The organism is Halomonas terrestris (assembly GCF_049166755.1).
GTDB lineage: Bacteria > Pseudomonadota > Gammaproteobacteria > Pseudomonadales > Halomonadaceae > Halomonas.
In genome coordinates, this window is sequence record NZ_JBMHFZ010000007.1 from 168,684 (window position 1) to 186,683 (window position 18,000).

Sequence of the window (18,000 nt, forward strand, 5' to 3'; positions counted from 1 at the left end):
GCACCATGTTCAAGAAACTGTTGGCGGGGCTGTTCGGCGGCGGTGACGACCGGCCGAAGGGGGCCGCCGCTGCCGAGCCGGTGGAGTACAAGGGCTACCTGATCGTCTCTGAACCCGCCGACCAGGGTGGCCAGTACCGCGTCAGCGGCTGGATCCGCAAGCCCCTCACCGCTGAAGGAGAGGGCGGCGAGATGCTGGAACACCGCTTCGAGCGTTCGGACATGGTCCCCGGCCGCGAGGCCTGCGACCAGCTGATGGTCAGCAAGGCGCAGCGTTTCATCGACGAGGTGGGCGACGAGATGTTCACGCCGCGCTGACGGTCACCCGCCGCGAGCCGTCGGGTCGACGGCGGCCTCGGGCGCCGTTCTGAATCGCGGGGCTTAACCCTTCGCCCAAGTGCCACGGAAGGGATGGCTCGCTACACTTCGGGTATTCGTGAACTACGGTTGACGCCGACCCGGAGCCTCCATGCGCCTGCTGCATCGCGCCTCACCCTGGCGGGCCCTCTTCGCCGGGGATCTCCCGCCTGCACCCGACACCCTGTCGGCACTCCTCTCCCCGTTGGGCGAAGCACTCTCGTCACTGGGGCCGGAACCGAGCCTCGCCGAGGCCCATCGCTGGCAGGTCGAGCTCGTCGAGGCGCTGGACCGGCTCGACCTGCCGGCGTGGCGGATCAGCCAGCTGATCAGCGACCACAACGACTGGCTCTACCGCCGTGCCATCGACCTCTCGCTCAACGAGATGCAGGCCCAGGGCTGGGGGCCGCCTCCCGTGGCCTGGTGCGTCTTGACGCTGGGCTCCGGCGCCCGTCACGAGAGCCTGCTGGGGCCGGACCAGGACAACGCCATGGTCATCGCGGACTACCCCGACAGCCGTCACAACGAGATCGATGGCTACTTCCAGGCCCTGGGCGAGCGCTTCACCACGCGCCTCGACGAGGCCGGCATCCCGCTGTGCAGTGGCCACGTGATGGCGCGCTGGCCCATGTGGCGCAAGCGGCTTGGCGAGTGGGCGGAGCAGCTGACGATCTGGACGTCCGAGCGGCGCGTCAAGCGGGTGCAGCAGGCCAATATCCTGCTCGATTTCCACCCCGTCCACGGGGACGCGACCCTGGCCGAGGCCCTGGCCGAGCATGTCGCCCGGCGGGTGCCCCGTGCCTCGCTGTTCCTCGACGAGATGGCCGCGCTGCTCGACGAGCTGCCGGTGGCGCTGGACCGCTTAGGCCGGCTCTCCGGCAGCCTGGAGGGCGCCCCCCATGAGCGGGCCATCAACCTCAAGCATCAGGGCGTGCTGCCGCTGGTCAATGCGGTGCGCCTGCTGGCGCTGCGCCACGGCGTGCGGCCTCCGGATACCCGTACCCGGCTCGCCGCCCTGGTGATGGAGGAGGTGCTGAGCGCGGAACGGGCCCTGGCCCTGACCTCGGCACTGGAGCGGCTGCAGGGGCTGTTGCTCGGCGAGCAGCGCACCAGCCTGCAGGAGGGGCGTGCGGTGGACGGCTGGGTGGACACCACCCGGCTCGGCGAGGACCAGCGCCTGCTGCTGCGCCACGACCTGCAGCAGATCCGCTCGCTGGTCAGGCTGGCCCGGGGACGGCGCTAGGGGAGGGGGGCGTCTCGGCCACCGCGCTCGGCGGCGCTTCCGGCAGTTCCATCACCAGGCAGGCGCCCCCCAGGTGCGGGGCATCCTCCACCCACAGCCGGCCGCCCAGATGGGCGACGATGCCGCGGCTGATCGGCAGGCCCAGGCCGCTGCCGCGGGGCCGGCCACGGCTCTTCTCGGGGCTCTCGCCGGGCCGCTGGATCTGGTGGAACTTCTCGAATACCCGTTCGCGCTCCTCCGCCGCGATGCCCGGCCCGTTGTCCTCCACCATCAGGAGGTAGTGGTCCTTGTGGCGCGCCAGGCGCAGCAGGACTCTGGGATCGGCCTGGTCGGCGAACTTGCCGGCGTTGTCGAGCAGGTTGATGATCACCTGCTCCAGGCGGTCCGGGTCGCCCACCACCGGCGCCTCCTCCACCTTGATCTGCACTTCCAGGCTGACGCCGCGATCCTCCTGCATGTGATGCACCGCATCCACGCTGTGGCGGGTCAGCTCGACCAGGTCCAGGCGCTGGGGGTTGAGGGTGAGGCGGCCGCTCTCCAGGCGCGCCAGGTCGAGGATCTCCTCGATCAGCCGCGAGAGTCGCTGGCTCTCCTTGACCACCACGTCCAGGAAGTGGACCCGCTTCTCGTCGGGCAGGTCGCTGCTGTCGCGCAGGATCTCGGCGAAGGCGCGGATCGAGGTGAGCGGCGTTCTCAGCTCGTGGCTGACCATGGCCACGAACTCATCCTTGAGCCGGTCGAGTTCACGCAGCCGCTCGTTGGCGGCGCGCAGCTCCTCGCTGGCGCGGGCCAGCTCGCGGGACTTCTGCTCCAGCCGGCGGTTGACCTCCAGCGTCTCCGAGGTGGTGTCGAGGATGCTGAGGATCGACTCCAGGTCCAGGGCCTCGCCGCGTACCACGGAGTTGATCAGCACCCGCGCCGAGGCGCTGCCGAGTGCCCCGGCCAGTGCCTGCTCCGCCCTGGCGATCAGTGCCGGCGGCGCGGGCTGGTCGTCGCCCTCGTGCTCGCCTTGCAGGGCGAAGACCCGGGCCGTGGCGGTGATCCCCAGGTAGCGGTCGAGCAGGGCGCGCAGTTCGCCCCGGGTGGTCTGGCCGTGCCACAGCGAGGTCTCCATCAGGCCCGGGTGCATCGCCTCGGCGAACAGCGCCGCCTGGGTCTGCTCCAGGGCACCCTGGCGGGTGAAGAGCGAGACCCCGACCAGCAGGCCGACGTTGGCCAGCAGGCTCCACAGCAGCGAGTGGGTGTAGATGTCCCACCCCTGGAGGCCGAACATGGCATAGGGCTTGAGCCACGAGACTCCCCAGGGGCCGTCCTCGATGAAGCCCGCATCGAGCCAGCCCGACAGCGCGAAGCCCGGCAGCAGCAGCGTCCAGGCCCACAGCAGGAAGCCGGCGATCAGCCCCAGGGCCGCCCCGTTGCGGGTGGCGCCGCGCCAGTACATGCCGATCAGCATGGCCGGGGCGAACTGGGTGGCGGCGGCGAAGGAGACCAGGCCGATGGTCACCAGGCTGTAGGAGTCGCCGATCAGGGCGTGATAGAGGTAACCCAGCAGCAGGATCAGCACGATGGCCACGCGGCGGATGCCCAGCAGCCAGCCGGCCAGTTCGCCGCGGGAGCCCAGGTGGAGCCGTCGCGAGCGCAGCAGCAGCGGCATCACCAGCTGGTTGCTGACCATGGTGGAGAGCGCGATGGTCTCGACGATCACCATGCTGGTGGCCGCCGAGAGCCCGCCGATGAAGACCAGCAGCGGCAGCCCGTCCAGGCCGGCGGAGAGCGGCAGGGTGAGCACGAAGCTGTCCGGGTCGCCGCCCGGTGCTCCCAGCAGCAGCCCGGCCATGGCGATGGGAATCACGAACAGGTTGATCGCCAGCAGGTAGAGCGGGAAGAGCCAGCTGGCACGCTTGAGGTGGCGCTCGTCGACGTTCTCGACCACCAGCACCTGGAACTGCCGGGGCAGGGTGAGGAAGGCGAGGAAGGCCAGCACCAGCATGCCGGCCCAGCCGACCGCGCCTCCCGGCACGGCCTCGAGGCTCAGGGCATCGGTCAGTGCCGGTGTCGCGGCGACCCGCGCGAACAGGTCGCCGGGGCCGTTGAACAGCACGAAGACCGTGAACACGCCCACCGAGAGGAAGGCCACCAGCTTGACCAGCGACTCGAAGGCGATGGCCGCCACCATGCCCTCGTGGCGCTCGCTGGCGTCCAGGTGGCGGGTGCCGAAGAGGATGATGAACACCGCCAGCACCAGCGCCACCCAGAACGACTTGTCGTGCCAGAAGCTCTCCTCCGCCAGGCTCAGTTCGGCGGCCGCGGGGTAGTTCACCAGCACCGCATGGCTCAGGGTGATGGCCTTGAGCTGGAGCGCGATGTAGGGAGTGATGCCGATCAGGGCGATCAGCGCCACCAGGGCGCCGAGGCTGGAACTCTTGCCGTAACGGGCGCTGATGAAGTCGGCGATGGACGTGATGCGCTGTGCACTGGCGATGCGCACCATCTTGCGGATCACGAAAGGGGCCATGAGCATCGCCAGGGTCGGGCCCAGGTAGATCAGCAGGAAGCTGGGCCCGTGCTCGGCGGCTCGCCCGACGCTGCCGTAGAAGGTCCAGGCCGTGCAGTAGACGGCAATGGAGAGGGCGTAGACGGTTGGCGAGCCGATCAGCGAGCGGCCCTGCTCGGCACGGCGGTCGCCCCAGGCGGCGATCACGAAGAGCAGCGCCAGGTAGCCGAAGGCGACCCCCAGCACCACCATGTCGCTCCTCATGGGCCGTTCACTCCTCGGGCCGGTGTTCCATCAGCCAGGCGGTCAGGGCGATCACCGCGCCCCAGGCGAGGAACAGATAGAGAGGCAGCCAGGAGAGCCCGGTAGCGGATGGCCGATCCGCCACCAGCAGCAGCGGCGGCGAGAAGAGCAGGGCCGCGAGCACGATCAGGGCGACCAGGCGTTCCTTGAGCCGAGGGGTCTTCATGCACTGGCGTCCTCCCTGTCGAAGGCGGTGGCCTGGAGCGCCAGGACCTGCTCCAGGGTGTCGAAGCCGCGAGCCTCGAGCCGCGGCAGCAGCGCCAGCCACAGCTCGGCGGTGACCCGGGCGTCGCCCAGGGCCGTGTGGCGGGCCCCGGGGGGAATCATCAGGCCATAGCGCTCGGCCAGGGTGTCCAGGTCGTGGCCGTCGATGCCTTCGTCGAGTGCCCGCGACAGCAGCAGGGTGTCGAGCACCGGCATGTCGAAGGTCACCCCGCCCCCCGATGGCTGGATGGCCAGCAGGTCGAAGGCGGCGTTGTGGGCCAGTATCACCGCTTCGCCGATGTAGTCGCGAAAGCGTGGCAGCACCACGTGCAGGGGCGGGGCGCCGGCCACGTCGTCGTCGGTCAGGCCGTGGATGGCGGTGCTGGCCGGGGGGATCGGGCGGCCCGGGTCGACCCGGATATCGAAGTTGTCACTGGCCAGCAGGCGGGCGTTGACCACGCGGCAGGCCCCGATGCTGATCACGGTGTCGCCGCGGCGCAGCTCGAGGCCGGTGGTCTCGGTGTCGAAGGCGACGACCTCCAGGGCGCGCAGCGAGCGGCCGGCGAGCTCGGCATCCGGGGGCGGCAGGTCGGCGATGCCGAAGTCGTGGAACTCGGGCCGGGGCGGGGTCCTCGGGCGTGGTGCGCCGACCCGCTCGGTGGCCGGCAGCGGCAGGCGCAGCCGGGCGTGCCGGCCGTCGGGGTCGGCCAGGCTCCAGGCATCGCTGTCGTGCTGGCGCAGCACGTCGCCCACCCGTGGCGCGAGCGGCAGCGCCTCCAGGGGCAGGCGGCGCCAGTCGGCGAGCTGGCTCTCGTTCAACGGCGAGCCCTGCCACACCAGGTCCAGGTAGACCCGCTTGTTGCCGAGACAGATCTCGGCCTCGATGTCGCCCTCGCCGGCATGTTCCACCAGCCGCGACAGCAGCGCCCCGAGCAGCACCAGCAGGGCCGTGGCATCGCCCTTGAGCCAGGCCGGCATGCCGATCGGCACCACGCCCAGGCCCTCGCCGGCGTAGCGCTCGTTGAGGGCATCCCAGAGGTCGTTGGACCACAGCGGCACCAGCCGCTCGCCCTGGCGCTGCATGTCCTCGATCAGCGCCCCCATGCGCTCGATGTCCCGGCCCAGCGCCAGGCTCTCCTCCTCGATCACCGCCTCCAGGCGGCTGCGCAGCTCGGTGGCATCGCCCTCGGGACGCAGGCTGGTCAGGGCATCGGCGGCACTGGTCAGGCTGGCACTGTGGCGGCGCAGCAGCGGCAGGGTGTCGACCAGCTCGGCCCGGGCCCCCATCTCGCTGGTCCAGGCGGCGGTGGTATCGGTGAGGGTCAGCAGGGTCTCGCCGTTGCTGCCGGGTACCCGGCGCAGGATGGCCCGCAACCAGCGTTCGTCGCAGGGCACCAGGACCTCCCGCGGGGAGCCGTCATCGGGGAGCTGGCCCATGGCGTCCTGCAGGCTGGAGACCGGAATCATCGCATCTAGCCGCTTGCCCAGGCCGAGCCCGGGGTGACCCTCGAACAGGGTCTCGGCGGCCTGGTTGAAGAGCAGCAGCCGGCGGTGGTGGTCGCAGAGCAGCAGGGGCGTGTCCAGCACCTGCAGCAGCGTCTCCAGCTCCTGGCGGATGCGCGCCGCGCTGCGTGCCCCCTCGGCATGGGCGGTGGCCAGGCGGTTGCGGTCCGCCCGCCAGGCATCGCGCACCCGCACGAGGTCGGGGCCCAGGCCGCGCAGCCAGCCCTCCGGCGGGTAGTCCTCCCTGGCGTCGGGGTTGGCCACCAGCCGGGCCAGCTGGACCTGGAGATGGCGCAGCGGCGTGAACAGCTGGCGTTCGAGCAGCAGGCCGACGAGGAAGATGGTGCCGCCGCCCGAGAAGCAGCCCAGCCACAGGACCCAGCGGGCCAGCCTCTGGGGCTGGAACAGGCTGTCGAGCCAGAGCGCGAAGACGGCACCGCCGAAGATGCTGACCCCGCTGAGCAGCAGCCAGAGCCCCACCAGGCGCTGGCGCCGGGGCAGACCGGAGATACGCCGGGCCATCAGCTTGCCTCGGCGAGCAGTGTCTTGACCTTTTCCACCAGCGCCTGGGTCGAGAAGGGCTTGGTGATGTAGTCGTCGGCGCCCAGCGCCATGCCCTTCTCGCGCTCCACCTCCCGGCCGTGGGCGGTGAGCATGATGATCGGCAGGCGGGCATGGGCCGGGTCGGCGCGCAGCTGCTCGAGCACGTCGAAGCCGCTGATGCCCGGCAGGCTGATATCCAGCAGGACCAGGTCGGGGGCGCCGTCGGCCACCCTGGCCAGGGCGCCTTCGCCGTCCTCGGCGGTGACCACCTCGAAGCCGGCCTGCTGCATCAGGAATTCCAGCGACAGGACGATGTTGGGTTCGTCGTCCACCACCAGGACCTTGGCCATGGGCGCTCTCCTCGTAAGCGTACTTGTATGCATTGTTACCGATCAGTCTAGTGGTCGGTAACGCCCCGGCAAAGACGACCTTGGCAGGAGACGGCGACCGTCCGGCCGGGGGGCGGCGGCGTCACGAGGAGGGGGCGAGTCGCTCAGTGCTGGTCGTCGCCGTTCTCGAGCTTCCGCGAGCTGGGCCCCAGCGGGCCGAGCCACAGCCATATCTGCACCACCACCAGCAGCGGCAGCAGCCAGACCGGCGCCCCCACCGTCGAGACCAGGACGTAGTGGATGAAGAAGGCGGTGATCCCGGCGACGAGTCCGACCAGCGGGAACAGCAGGGGACGCTGGCGACCGGGCAGGCGCGACAGGCGGAACAGCGAGCCGACGAAGATGCCGAAGGTGGCCGTCATGGCCAGGGGAATGAGGAGTTCTTGCATGTCGAGTCTCGTGCCGTGGGCGAGCGGAGGGATTGGTGCCAGCCTATCGCCTCCATGGGTGGCCTGACCCTACGACTTTTGATGCAGGTCGCCCGTTCCTCGTGTTGCCGCCTGGACTCGCCGGCCGAACGCGGGCATCACCCGGGTGGGTTTACACACCTAGCGGTCGAAGAGCCGCTGCCGCAGTGCCAGTTCCCCGCGCCCCAGCCATTCGTGCAGCGCCTGGGTGCTCTGGTGCAGGTGGTAGGCCCGCGGCAGCCAGGCCGACGGGCCCTCGGGCGGGACACTGGCGAACTCGGTGGGGGCGGGGACCACCGTGAAGCCGTTGCGCTCGAATTCCGCCACGGCCCGCGGCAGGTGCCAGGCCTGGGAGACCAGGGCGATCCGCTCCACCCCCGTGCCGTGCAGCATCTCGGCACTGTGGCGGGCATTCTCGCTGGTGTTGCGGCTGCGCCCCTCCATCCACAGTACCGGCACCTCGAATACCTCGCGCAGCGCCGCGGCCATCAGGCTCGCCTCGGCGCTGTGCTCGTCATGGACCCGGCCGCCACTGACCAGGATCGGCAAGCCGCTCTCGCGGTGCAGGTGGGCGCCATAGGCGAGCCGGCGCCAGCTGGCGTTCGCCGGGGCGTCGCCCCAGCCGAATTCGGGCGAGCGGTAGTCTCGGCCGCCACCGAGGATCACGATGGCCTGGGCATCGGCCAGCGGGGCCGGCCCGGTCAGGGCCGGGGCTTCCAGGCCCTGGCGCAGGGCGTGACTCGCCACCGGGGTCGCCAGCGCCAGCAGTCCCCCCAGGCCGAGCAGCACCAGCAGGCCGGCGAGCAGCCGCATTCGCGACCACAGCAGCATCCCGAGCAGGGTCAGGATGGCGTTGACCAGTGGCGGCAGCAGCAGGTACTTCAGCATCTCCATGTCGCTCGGGCTCCCTGTCAGCTGTTGCGGGGCTCGTCGGCCGCGTCGAGCGGGTCGAGGCGCCGGGTCGGCCAGTGCACGACGGCCGTGCGGCGGATCATCCGCTCGGCCAGCGCCGGGTGCTCGCGGCGGATCACCCGGGTGGCGAAGTCGGCCAGGAAGCGTGACTTGAGCTCGGCACGGGCGCGGTCGACGCCGACGTCGCGGTAGGGCGTCGAGGCCAGCAGCATGAAGCCGTCGTCGGGAATGCGCCCGGCACGCATGTTGGCGTCGATGATGGCGGCCGCGGTGCCGATGGGCTCGGAGAGGTCCGGGCTGTAGGGACCGACGATCAGTGCCGTGTTGGGCAGGTGGAGGAAGTCGAAGCCGCGGCCGATGCAGATCACCCACTCGCGATGCTCGATGTCGAGTTCCCGGGCGACGCCGCGCAGCGAGTCCACATGGGCCAGGTTGCCCTCGAGCAGCGGCAGCAGGTCGCGGCGGATATCCACCGGCATGTCGGGGCAGAGCATCGCGACCCGGCGGTCGAGGTCGGGGGCCTCGGCGCCGGTGAGCGTGCTCATGTCCAGGGTCGTGCCATCGTCGCCGTGCACGACGAGGGCATCGCCGTCGGTCTCGAAGCCGCACACCAGGGGATAGACGTTCTGGCGGTCGCGGCCGAACAGCTGCTCCGCCTGGTCGCGGATCTCGCGGGCGTGGCCCAGGGCCGCCGCGACATCACAGTCGAAGCCGGCACAACCCCGCGATGCCTCGCCGCGGGAGAAGTGGTAGGTGATGATCATCAGGGCCGCGTGACCGGCACGGATGGCCTCGCCCACGGTGTCGGCGAGCATCTCGCCGAGGTAGGGCCAGCCCAGGTCGAAGATGCCGCCCAGGTTGCGGAAGGGGGTGATGATGCCCAGCGGGGTGCGGGTGGCATGGGGCAGGTGGATGCGACCGTCCATGCACTTCATCACCAGGATGCGGGTGGGGTGGCGGGCCAGGTAGCGCTCCCTGGCCAGCGAGGCCGAGGGGCTGCAGAAGGTCTCGCCGTGCTCCCGCGAGAGTGCCAGCAGTGCCTCGATGCGCTGCTCGATCGGACGGTCGTGAATTTGCATGGGCCGGCTCTGAGGGTGACGTGTTGTTATCGGCCTTATCGTCCACCAGCCGGCCCGTGGATGCAAAATCGCGCTGGCCTCAGGGCCTGTCGGGGGCGAGTCCGCCGAGCAGCAGCGCGATGGCGGCCAGGGCCGGCGTCGCGCAGGGCCATCGGTGGCACCTTCTCCTCGGCAGGTCCTCGTGACACTTCCACTATCGTCCCTCCGCGTTCAGATATCGACCTTCTCCTTGAATTCGCAGAGGTCCTCGATCACGCAGCTGCCGCAGCGCGGCTTGCGGGCCAGGCAGGTGTAACGGCCGTGCAGGATCAGCCAGTGGTGGGCGTCCTGGCGGAACTCCTTCGGCACGTGGCGCAGCAGTTTCTGCTCCACTTCCACCACGTCCTTGCCCCTGGCCAGGCCGGTGCGGTTCGCCACCCGGAAGATATGGGTGTCCACGGCGATGGTCGGCTCGCCGAAGGCGGTGTTGAGGATCACGTTGGCGGTCTTGCGGCCCACGCCCGGCAGTGCCTCGAGGGCGGCACGGGTGCGGGGGACCTCGCCGCCATGCCGGTCGACCAGGATCCGGCAGGTCTTCATCAGGTTCTCGGCCTTGGTGTTGTAGAGGCCGATGGTCCTGATGTGCGCCTTGAGACCCTCCAGGCCGAGGTCGAGTATCGCCTGTGGCGTGTTGGCCACCGGGAACAGTCGGGCGGTGGCCTTGTTGACCCCCACGTCGGTGGCCTGGGCCGAGAGCAGTACCGCGGCGAGCAGCTCGAAGGGCGTGCTCCAGTTCAGCTCGGTGGTGGGCTCGGGGTTGTGCGCGCGCAGCCGCGCGAAGATCTCATGGCGTTTCTGGGCGTTCATGATCGTCTCGACCGGATGTGGCGTTTCGGAGGGCGGCATCGGCATCGTCGAGCATGCGCCGGGCGGTGGCCACCTGGCGTTCGGCGGCGGCGATGGCATCACGATCCCCCTGGCGCTCGGCATGGGCCAGCTGCTGGCGTGCCTTGCGCAACGACTGCTGCGCCGCATTGACGGCCATCCGGCGCTGGCGCTCTCCGGGCGGCTGGCCGCGCTGCTGTCGCGATGCCTGCGAGCGCTGGCGAATCAGTCGCTTCTGGCGCTCGCGACGTTTCTCGCGGGCCTCGCGTTCCAGGCGCCGGTGGCGCGCCTCGAAGCGTCGGCGCCCCTTGTCGGCACGCCGGGCCAGGTAGGCGTCGCGCTCGGCGTCACTCCTTGCCGCGAGCCAGTCCGGGTGGGGCAGCAGGTCGATGCAGTCGACCGGGCAGGGGGCCACGCAGAGCTCGCAGCCGGTGCACTCGTCGACGATCACGGTGTGCATCCGCCTGGCCGCACCCAGGATGGCGTCCACCGGGCAGGCCTGGATGCACTTGGTGCAGCCGATGCACTCGGCCTCGCGGATCACCGCGGCCAGCGGCGACTGGGCGGGCTGCTCGAGGGGCAGGGCGGGCTGCCCGGTCAATTCGGCCAGCCGCGCCACGGTGGCCTCGCCACCCGGTGGGCAGCGGTTGATCGGCTCGCCGGCGGCGATGGCCTGGGCATAGGGGCGGCAGCCGGGGTGGCCGCACTTGCCGCACTGGGTCTGTGGCAGCTCGGCGTCAATGGCCTCGATCAAGGCGTGGCGGCCGGTCACATCGGCACCTCGGTGGGGTCGTCGGCAGCTGGGCATAGGGCCCCATATTGTACGCCTTTTGCGACGGCTCCTGTACCTCAGCGCGGGGTGGCGCCCGCCACGGCGGGACAGTAGGCCATCACCCGGTTGCGGCCCTGCGCCTTGGCCTGGTAGAGGGCCTGGTCCGCCGCCCGCATCAGGGCGCCGGGGTCGTTCGGTGCGGGGGTCGCGCGTGCCGCCGCGCCGATGCTAACGGTCACGATGCTGTCGATGGGAGAGGCCGCATGGGGCAGGGCAAGCTCGGTGATGGCGCAACGCAGCGCCTCCGCATGGGCGACGGCGGCGTCGATGGGCGTGCCGGGCAGCACCACGCTGAACTCCTCACCACCCGTGCGTGCCACCAGGAACCCCTGGCTGCCCAGGTGGTGATCCATGCGATCGGCCAGGGCCACCAGGCAGGCGTCGCCGGCGGGGTGGCCGTAGTGGTCGTTGTAGTGCTTGAAATGGTCGATGTCGACCATCAGCACCGAGACCTCCTGCCGCGCCGACGGGCCATCCTCGAGCGCCTCGCGCAGGCGTTCGTCGAAGAGCCGACGGTTGGCCAGCCCGGTCAGGGGATCGTGCTGGGAGAGGTCGAGCAGTTCGTCGGCCTGCTGTTGCTGGTGGTCGAGCAGGTGCTGGAACTCCCGGGCCAGGGTGCCGATCTCGTCGTTTCGCTTCAGCAGGGCCGCGGGAGTCCCGGCCTGCGTCTCCCCCTGGTGCAGGCGCTGGGTGAAGCGCGACAGCTGGCGTAGCGGCCTGAGCACCATGTGCTCGAGCAGCAGCAGCACCACGACCAGGGTCACCACCAGCACGCCCCCGGTCCAGTAGAGGGCGAAGCGAAAGGTCTCCAGGCTGGCCTGGTAGCGCTGCCGCGGCAGGTCGGCGTCGATTCTCAGCCCGTGGGTCTCGGGTAGCGCGGAGACGTGACGACTGGCCGCCATGCGTGTCGACGACGTCCGCGCCAGGTCCATGGCGGGGGCGGCACCCGCCCGGGGGGCGCTCGACAGGCTCAGCTCGATGCCGGTGGTCTCGCGGAGCTGCGCCACCAGGGGCGGCGTTATCGGCCTCACCATGGCCAGCCAGCCCGCCGGGGGACGTTCCTCGTGGGTCGTGTAGATGGGCGACAGGCCGACCAGGCCCAGCTCCGGGGCCGCCAGCAGCCGGGCATGGGTGCCTTCCTCCAGGCCGTTGTCGATGCGCTCCTGCAGCAGGCTAAGGGTGTCGTCGGCCCAGTCGCAGGGCGCCCGGGCTTCCGGGGTCGCGCCCGAGCAGACAGTGAAGTCCCCATCCTCGATCCCGGCGATCCAGTAGGGCCGGTTGTCGGCGGAGAAGAACACCATGAGGCCCAGGTCGAGGGTCTCGAGGGTGCTGTGATAGAGGTTGGAGGCGACGTACTGCGGCCGTTCGCCTCGCACGAACCGATAGGTGTCGTCCCACCAGGCCCAGTCCTCCACCAGGCGTTCCATGTGCCTCAGCTCGGCACCGAGGGCGCGTTCGATGCGGTCGAGTTCACCGCTGGCGTACTGGTTCTCGTCCTCCAGCAGGACCGGCATGATCTGGTAGCGAGCGACCAGCAGGAGCGTCAGCAGCGACAGGCAGAGCACGCCACCCAGGGCCAGCAGGAAACGGCGGCTGAGCGAGGAGAAGGTATGGGACATGGGGTCGATTGCCGCCGGTCGGTGAAGAGGGATTCCGTCTACGGAATAGGTATCGGCAGGCGGGACGCCGGCTTGAGTCACGGGGGCCGGCAGGCACCACGGCGAGGGGAGCGCGGCGGGGCCGCGCTCCCCAGCTGGGTCAGGTCACGCGCTGGCCGGGCTCGGCGCCGGAATCCGGCGAGAGCAGGTAGATGCCCTCGCCACTGCCGGCGGCCAGCACCATCCCTTCGGAAACGCCGAAGCGCATCTTGCGGGGCGCCAGGTTGGCGACGGCCACCGTCAAGCGACCCTCCAGGGCCTCGGGGGCGTAGGCAGCGCGGATGCCGGAGAACACCGTGCGGGTCTCGCCTCCCAGGTCCAGGGTCAGCTTGAGCAGCTTGTCGGCGCCCTCGACGTACTCGGCCTTGGCGATGCGCGCGATGCGCAGGTCCACCTTGATGAAGTCATCGAAGCCGATCTCGGCGGCGATGGGCTCTTCGGCGAGCGGCCCCCTGGGGGCCTCCTTCAGCTTCTGTTCTTCCACCAGGTCCTCCTTCGATGCCGCCATCATGGCATCGATCCTGTCCCGCTCGACGCGGGTCATCAGTGGCTTGAACTTGGCGATCTCGTGGTTCACGAGCAGGTCGTGGCGACTGTGCCAGGCGAGGGAATCGAGCTTCAGGAAGTCGCGGGCGCCCTCGGCCATCGCCGGTACCACCGGTGCCAGGTAGACCATCAGCTGGCGGAACAGGTTGATGCCCACCGAGCAGATATCCAGCACCTCCTGCTCGCGACCGGCCTGCTTGGCCAGCACCCAGGGCTCGGCGTCGGCGATGTAGGTGTTGGCCTCGTCGGCCAGGTCCATCACCCTGCGCATGGCACGGCCGAACTCGCGGGCCTCGAACTCCTCGGCGATGCCGTCGCCGGCGGCGATGAAGCGGGCCACCAGCTCGGGTTCCGCGCAGTGGCTCGAGAGTCGACCATCGCCCAGCTTCTTGACGAAGCCGGCACAGCGGCTGGCGATGTTGACCACCTTGCCGACCAGGTCCGAATTCACCCTTGCCGCGAAGTCCTCGAGGTTGAGGTCCAGGTCATCGACCCGGGAGGTGAGCTTGGCGGCGAAGTAGTAGCGCAGGTACTCCGGGTTGAGGTGCTCCGCATAGGTGGCGGCCTTGATGAAGGTGCCGCGGGACTTCGACATCTTGGCCCCGTTCACCGTGACGAAGCCGTGGCAGTTGACCGCCGTGGGGGTGCGGAAGTCGGCGCCGTGGAGCATTGCCGGCCAGAACAGGGCGTGGAAGTAGACGATGTCCTTGCCGATGAAGTGGTAGACCTCGGCCTCGGCGTCCCGCTTCCAGAAGGCGTCGAAGTCGATGCCGGTTCGCTCGCACAGGTTCTTGAAGCTGGCGAGATACCCGATCGGGGCATCGAGCCACACGTAGAAGTACTTGCCCGGGGCGTCGGGGATCTCGAAGCCGAAATAGGGCGCATCGCGGGAGATGTCCCACTCGTTGAAGCCGGACTCGAACCACTCCATCAGCTTGTTGCGGATCTGCGGCTGCACGTGGCCCTCGTTGATCCAGCCCTCGAGGAAGTGGGCGAAGTCGGGCAGCTTGAAGAAGTAGTGGGTGGAGCTCCGGACCTCGGGCGTGGCACCGGAGATCGCCGACACCGGATCGATCAGCTCCGCCGGGGTGTAGGTGGCGCCGCAGGCCTCGCAGTTGTCGCCGTACTGGTCGTCGGCGCCACACTTGGGGCAGGTACCCTTGATGAAGCGATCGGCCAGGAACAGGCCCTTCACCGGGTCGTACATCTGCTCGATGTCCCGGGTGGCGATGTGGCCGGCGTCCCGCAGTCGGGTGTAGATCAGCTCGCTGAAGTAGCGGTTCTCCTCGGAATGGGTCGAGTGGTAGTTGTCGAAGGCCACGCCGAAGGTCGAGAAGTCCTGCTGGTGCTCGCGGGAGACGCGCTCGATCAGCGCCTCGGAACTGATGCCCTCCTGCTCGGCGCGCAGCATGATGGCGGTGCCGTGGGCGTCGTCGGCGCAGACGTAGTAGCACTCGTGGCCGCGGCTCTTCTGGAAGCGTACCCAGATGTCGGTCTGGATGTATTCCAGCAGGTGGCCCAGGTGGATCGAGCCGTTGGCGTAGGGCAGGGCACTGGTGACCAGGATCTTGCGCGGATGGCGTGCGGTGTTCGACATGTCGGCTCTGGAATTCCCAAGAAAATCAGACCCTCGATTGTAGCCATGTTCGGCGTCCGCTGCACCCGCCGGCTCGGGGTGCCATCCAGGCCGTGGCAGGGCCCTGGCGACTCGGGTAGTATGTCGCCCCGGTCGGCAGGTACGTCAAACGGATTGACGGCCGTGATCGGCACTCAGCGCTTCGCACGTCACACATCCATGGAACCGCGATAGAACGACTGATCATTCATGGAGGATTCACCATGCGACTTCGCCACTCCCTGCCGCTGCTGCTGGCCACTGCCCTGCTGGCCGGCTGTGCCGGCAACGCCATCTCGCCGACCTACACCAGCTCGAACCCGGAAATCATGCGCATCAGCGACGATCGGCCCGCCGATCCCGAGAAGCGCATCGAGGATCTCGGCTCCTACTGCGTGGAAGTCACCGAGACCTGGAACGCCCACGGCACCACGCCGGATGGCCAGAGCCTGTGGGCCAAGGACACCTCTCGGGCGGTGGTCCGCTGCGACTGAGGCCCTGAGCTAGCGGCACCCGGCCCACGCCCGCATGGGCCGGGTGCCACTCGCCTCCCCCTGCCATCCCCACCTGCCTCATCTCATCCTCCAGAGCCGCACTGCCGTGTGTGCAGCCCTGGCGGGGGCGCTCCACATCGGCACGAGATCGAGGGCAGGATGCCGCGTACGGTGGATGGCCGTGCCCCGGGCGCCGCCGTGTTCGACGGCCGGCCGCCGTCGTGACCCCGCCATGGTGCGGTGGGCACGCACGCCGGGGGCCTGCGGTCAGGGCAGGGGGATCTCGTTGACCCACTTCGGGCTGTGGTAGCCGCGCTGCACCGCGGGGCGATGGGCGATCTCGAGGTACCAGCGCCTCACGTTGGGGAAGTCGCCCAGGTCGATCCGTTGCCACTCGTAGCGCGAGATCCAGGGCCAGGTGGCGATGTCGGCGATCGAGTAGTCGCCGGCCAGGTAGGCCTCGTCGGCCAGGCGCCGGTCGAGCACCCCGTAGAGGCGCAGGGCCTCGTCATGGAAGCGCCGTTCGGCGTAGGGCGCCTTGCCGGGATGGAACTTCAGGAAGTGGTGGACCTGACCGAGTATCGGGCCGATGCCTCCCATCTGCCACATCAGCCACTCGAGGGTGCGGTGGCGCCCCTCGAGATCCGTCGGCAGCAGCCGGCCGCACTTCTCGGCCAGGTAGATCAGGATCGCCCCGGACTCCATCAGCGTGATGCCGGTGTCGTCGTCACGCATCGCGGGGATCTTGTTGTTGGGGCTGAGCGCCTGGAAGGTCGGGGCGAACTGCTCGCGGTGGGTGATATCGACGGCATGGGCCCGATAGGGAAGTTCGAGTTCCTCGAGCATGATGGAGACCTTGCGGCCATTGGGGGTGGTCCAGGTCCAGAGATCGATCATGGCGGTGAGGTCCTCGTCGGGAAGTCGGGAAGCATGGGTGGCGGTGGGTGGCCCGGCCGGACCGCAGCGGTCTCGGCATCCTGCCCCGGGCCCTGGTGCCAGCGGCCCGGGGCGCCGGCTCATCCGCGTGGGTTCAGGCAGTTGTCATAGAAGGCCACGGTGGCCGGCCAGTCGCTGAAGATGCCGATCACGCCGGCGTCCCGGGCCAGCACGTCGAGCGAGACCAGCTTGTCGCCCTCGCGGCGAATCACCTCCTCGGTGGTGCTGTGGTACCACTGGCCACCTTCGGCCAGCGGGCCGGAGCGTTCCAGGGTCCAGGTGATCAGCTCGAGCCCGGCCTGCCTGGCGTGCTCGGCATAGGTCGAGGGCACCACGCGGCTGTCGCCGTCGCCGAACTCCGGATTGGCGGCCAGCAGCATCCACATCGGCGGGGCGAGGATCTTCACGCCCTGATCGGCCAGTTCCTGCATGCTCGGCGACCAGGTGGCGGGGTCGGTGTGGTCGAAGGCGTCGTCGTCGTAGCGGCCGTCCAGGTAGACGGCCTGCTCGCTGAACTCGGGCTCGTTCTCGATCCAGTAGAGCACGTCGTCGAGCTGGAACGACTGGGCATAGACGTCGCCAGCGGGCACGCCGGCGGCCTTGTACTCGTCGATCATCTTCTGGGCGTAGTCCTGCTGCGAGAAGCCGTCGAAGGGCATCTCCACGCTGGGCGCCTTGAGCTCCGGGGTCATCTTCACGCCCAGTGCCTTGAACAGCTCGATGGTGTCGGCGTGGCTCATCAGGGTGCCGCGGGTGTCGTAGAGGTCGGTGCGCCAGGCAGGGGTACCGGCGAGATACGCCTCGATGCTGCGTGCCTCCTCGTCGGCGCCCTCCATCTTGCCTTCCAGCGTACGGAACTCGGCCAGGGTGATGTCGCTGGTGCAGCACTGGATCTCGGCGGCGTTCACGAGCTCGCCGCTGTCGGGGTCGAACGCCGGCGGCACGCTGCACTTCTCGGCGAGATCCGTCGCGACGATGTTGGTGGTGGTGTGCAGGTCGCACTGCGAGTGCCGGCAGACCAGCTCGTTGTCGGCGGTGAAGGTGACGTCGCATTCGATGATGCCGGCACCGCCCTGGGCACCGGCCAGGTAGGACTCCAGGGTGTGCTCCGGAAACTTCAGCGGCGCACCGCGATGGGCGATGGTCAGCTCGGAAGGCTGCCAGTCACGCTGGCTGGCGGCACAGGTCAACAGCTCGGACTTGAGCTCGCGTTCGCGGGCGGTCTCCTCGCTCATGTCGTTGACCAGGAACAGCGGCCGGGGACCGAAGGAGAGGTTGCGCGCGGCGTCGACCAGGCTGTCGTCGAGATCGGTGGTGGGCCGGGCATCGGCGTGGGCCAGGGAACCGAGCGCCAGGGCCATGACGCAGCCCAGGGCAGGGGAGAGTGTCTTGTTCATGTCGTGTCTCGCTATCTTCCTTGTTGGCGTCGAGTGGAGGTAACCACCCTGCCGGCGCCGCATGACAGTCGTGCAACGCCGCCATGACGTTCCGCTCCACCCCCTCCAGCGTAGTCGTTTGATCCGCTGTCGTGATCACCGTCCTCGCCTCCCGGGCCCGTTGCCGGGAGGGCGATCCAGAGCAGGGGAGGATAACGTCGTGCCAAAATTGTCTCACCGGCATGG

At 69.4% G+C, this 18,000-nt stretch carries 16 protein-coding genes; 3 read left to right on the forward strand and 13 right to left on the reverse strand.

The genetic code is table 11. The features are described 5' to 3' along the window. Positions 1-5: 5 nt before the first annotated feature. Together ACOMD9_RS09400 and ACOMD9_RS09405 are read left to right on the forward strand one after the other, a co-directional pair. The gene (locus ACOMD9_RS09400) at positions 6-317 is read left to right on the forward strand and encodes an HlyU family transcriptional regulator (RefSeq protein ID WP_421414075.1); all 312 of its coding nucleotides are present in this window, start codon (positions 6-8) and stop codon (positions 315-317) included. A gap of 151 nt (positions 318-468) precedes the next feature. Further along, positions 469-1,599, forward strand: coding sequence for a DUF294 nucleotidyltransferase-like domain-containing protein (locus ACOMD9_RS09405; protein ID WP_421414076.1), 1,131 nt, complete (start codon positions 469-471; stop codon positions 1,597-1,599). On the opposite strand, the gene ACOMD9_RS09410 is transcribed toward ACOMD9_RS09405, so the two are convergent. The 11 genes from ACOMD9_RS09410 to metG all read right to left on the reverse strand — a co-directional run bounded on the left by ACOMD9_RS09410 (position 1,574) and on the right by metG (position 14,930). Then, positions 1,574-4,357, reverse strand: a complete 2,784-nt coding sequence (locus tag ACOMD9_RS09410; RefSeq protein WP_421414078.1) for an ATP-binding protein — start codon at positions 4,355-4,357, stop codon at positions 1,574-1,576. The two genes, ACOMD9_RS09405 and ACOMD9_RS09410, sit on opposite strands and share 26 nt — an antisense overlap. Positions 4,358-4,364: 7 nt before the next feature. Next, on the reverse strand, positions 4,365-4,562 hold the full coding sequence (locus ACOMD9_RS09415) for a hypothetical protein (RefSeq protein ID WP_421414080.1): 198 nt from the start codon (positions 4,560-4,562) through the stop codon (positions 4,365-4,367). After that, entirely contained in the window at positions 4,559-6,625 is a 2,067-nt protein-coding gene (locus ACOMD9_RS09420; RefSeq protein ID WP_421414082.1) for a 3'-5' exonuclease, read from the reverse strand. The genes ACOMD9_RS09415 and ACOMD9_RS09420 overlap by 4 nt, the downstream gene beginning before the upstream one ends. Then, on the reverse strand, positions 6,625-6,996 hold the full coding sequence (locus tag ACOMD9_RS09425) for a response regulator transcription factor (protein WP_421414084.1): 372 nt from the start codon (positions 6,994-6,996) through the stop codon (positions 6,625-6,627). Before ACOMD9_RS09425 ends, ACOMD9_RS09420 begins: the two co-directional genes overlap by 1 nt. A gap of 143 nt (positions 6,997-7,139) precedes the next feature. After that, positions 7,140-7,424 carry a hypothetical protein gene (locus tag ACOMD9_RS09430; RefSeq protein ID WP_421414087.1) on the reverse strand — a complete coding sequence of 95 codons (285 nt, stop codon included), beginning with the start codon at positions 7,422-7,424 and terminating at the stop codon, positions 7,140-7,142. Positions 7,425-7,583: 159 nt separating this feature from the next. After that, positions 7,584-8,336 carry a YdcF family protein gene (locus tag ACOMD9_RS09435; RefSeq protein WP_421414088.1) on the reverse strand — a complete coding sequence of 251 codons (753 nt, stop codon included), beginning with the start codon at positions 8,334-8,336 and terminating at the stop codon, positions 7,584-7,586. Positions 8,337-8,353: 17 nt separating this feature from the next. Continuing rightward, entirely contained in the window at positions 8,354-9,433 is a 1,080-nt protein-coding gene (locus ACOMD9_RS09440) for a hypothetical protein (RefSeq protein ID WP_421414090.1), read from the reverse strand. Between the two features lie 210 nt (positions 9,434-9,643). Beyond that, a complete protein-coding gene (gene nth / locus ACOMD9_RS09445) occupies positions 9,644-10,279 on the reverse strand; it encodes an endonuclease III (RefSeq protein WP_421414091.1) in 636 nt (211 codons plus the stop codon). Continuing rightward, positions 10,257-11,069, reverse strand: coding sequence for an RnfABCDGE type electron transport complex subunit B (locus tag ACOMD9_RS09450; protein ID WP_421414093.1), 813 nt, complete (start codon positions 11,067-11,069; stop codon positions 10,257-10,259). Before ACOMD9_RS09450 ends, nth begins: the two co-directional genes overlap by 23 nt. 77 nt (positions 11,070-11,146) lie before the next feature. Beyond that, positions 11,147-12,748, reverse strand: coding sequence for a GGDEF domain-containing protein (locus tag ACOMD9_RS09455; RefSeq protein ID WP_421414095.1), 1,602 nt, complete (start codon positions 12,746-12,748; stop codon positions 11,147-11,149). A 139-nt stretch (positions 12,749-12,887) separates the two neighbouring features. Continuing rightward, positions 12,888-14,930 carry a methionine--tRNA ligase gene (gene metG / locus ACOMD9_RS09460; RefSeq protein ID WP_421414096.1) on the reverse strand — a complete coding sequence of 681 codons (2,043 nt, stop codon included), beginning with the start codon at positions 14,928-14,930 and terminating at the stop codon, positions 12,888-12,890. 242 nt (positions 14,931-15,172) lie between these two features. Between metG and ACOMD9_RS09465 the strand changes: the two genes are divergently transcribed. Beyond that, positions 15,173-15,442 (forward strand): hypothetical protein, encoded by a 270-nt coding sequence (locus tag ACOMD9_RS09465; RefSeq protein WP_421414098.1) that lies wholly within the window; start codon positions 15,173-15,175, stop codon positions 15,440-15,442. Between the two features lie 267 nt (positions 15,443-15,709). Here the strand turns inward: ACOMD9_RS09465 and ACOMD9_RS09470 are convergent, their stop codons facing one another. Together ACOMD9_RS09470 and ACOMD9_RS09475 are read right to left on the reverse strand one after the other, a co-directional pair. Further along, positions 15,710-16,339 carry a glutathione S-transferase N-terminal domain-containing protein gene (locus ACOMD9_RS09470; protein WP_421414099.1) on the reverse strand — a complete coding sequence of 210 codons (630 nt, stop codon included), beginning with the start codon at positions 16,337-16,339 and terminating at the stop codon, positions 15,710-15,712. 119 nt (positions 16,340-16,458) lie between these two features. Beyond that, positions 16,459-17,775: a glycerophosphodiester phosphodiesterase family protein gene (locus ACOMD9_RS09475; protein WP_421414101.1), complete on the reverse strand. Its 1,317-nt coding sequence runs from the start codon at positions 17,773-17,775 to the stop codon at positions 16,459-16,461. Positions 17,776-18,000: the final 225 nt, after the last annotated feature.

What these genes read in the sequence shown, in the direction of transcription:
- ACOMD9_RS09400 (WP_421414075.1), top strand. Translation starts at nt 6, where the DNA reads ATGTTCAAGAAACTGTTGGCGGGGCTGTTCGGCGGCGGTGACGACCGG.
- ACOMD9_RS09405 (WP_421414076.1), top strand. Translation starts at nt 469, where the DNA reads ATGCGCCTGCTGCATCGCGCCTCACCCTGGCGGGCCCTCTTCGCCGGG.
- ACOMD9_RS09410 (WP_421414078.1), bottom strand. Translation starts at nt 4,357, where the DNA reads ATGAGGAGCGACATGGTGGTGCTGGGGGTCGCCTTCGGCTACCTGGCG.
- ACOMD9_RS09415 (WP_421414080.1), bottom strand. Translation starts at nt 4,562, where the DNA reads ATGAAGACCCCTCGGCTCAAGGAACGCCTGGTCGCCCTGATCGTGCTC.
- ACOMD9_RS09420 (WP_421414082.1), bottom strand. Translation starts at nt 6,625, where the DNA reads ATGGCCCGGCGTATCTCCGGTCTGCCCCGGCGCCAGCGCCTGGTGGGG.
- ACOMD9_RS09425 (WP_421414084.1), bottom strand. Translation starts at nt 6,996, where the DNA reads ATGGCCAAGGTCCTGGTGGTGGACGACGAACCCAACATCGTCCTGTCG.
- ACOMD9_RS09430 (WP_421414087.1), bottom strand. Translation starts at nt 7,424, where the DNA reads ATGCAAGAACTCCTCATTCCCCTGGCCATGACGGCCACCTTCGGCATC.
- ACOMD9_RS09435 (WP_421414088.1), bottom strand. Translation starts at nt 8,336, where the DNA reads ATGGAGATGCTGAAGTACCTGCTGCTGCCGCCACTGGTCAACGCCATC.
- ACOMD9_RS09440 (WP_421414090.1), bottom strand. Translation starts at nt 9,433, where the DNA reads ATGCAAATTCACGACCGTCCGATCGAGCAGCGCATCGAGGCACTGCTG.
- nth (WP_421414091.1), bottom strand. Translation starts at nt 10,279, where the DNA reads ATGAACGCCCAGAAACGCCATGAGATCTTCGCGCGGCTGCGCGCGCAC.
- ACOMD9_RS09455 (WP_421414095.1), bottom strand. Translation starts at nt 12,748, where the DNA reads ATGTCCCATACCTTCTCCTCGCTCAGCCGCCGTTTCCTGCTGGCCCTG.
- metG (WP_421414096.1), bottom strand. Translation starts at nt 14,930, where the DNA reads ATGTCGAACACCGCACGCCATCCGCGCAAGATCCTGGTCACCAGTGCC.
- ACOMD9_RS09465 (WP_421414098.1), top strand. Translation starts at nt 15,173, where the DNA reads ATGCGACTTCGCCACTCCCTGCCGCTGCTGCTGGCCACTGCCCTGCTG.
- ACOMD9_RS09470 (WP_421414099.1), bottom strand. Translation starts at nt 16,339, where the DNA reads ATGATCGATCTCTGGACCTGGACCACCCCCAATGGCCGCAAGGTCTCC.
- ACOMD9_RS09475 (WP_421414101.1), bottom strand. Translation starts at nt 17,775, where the DNA reads ATGAACAAGACACTCTCCCCTGCCCTGGGCTGCGTCATGGCCCTGGCG.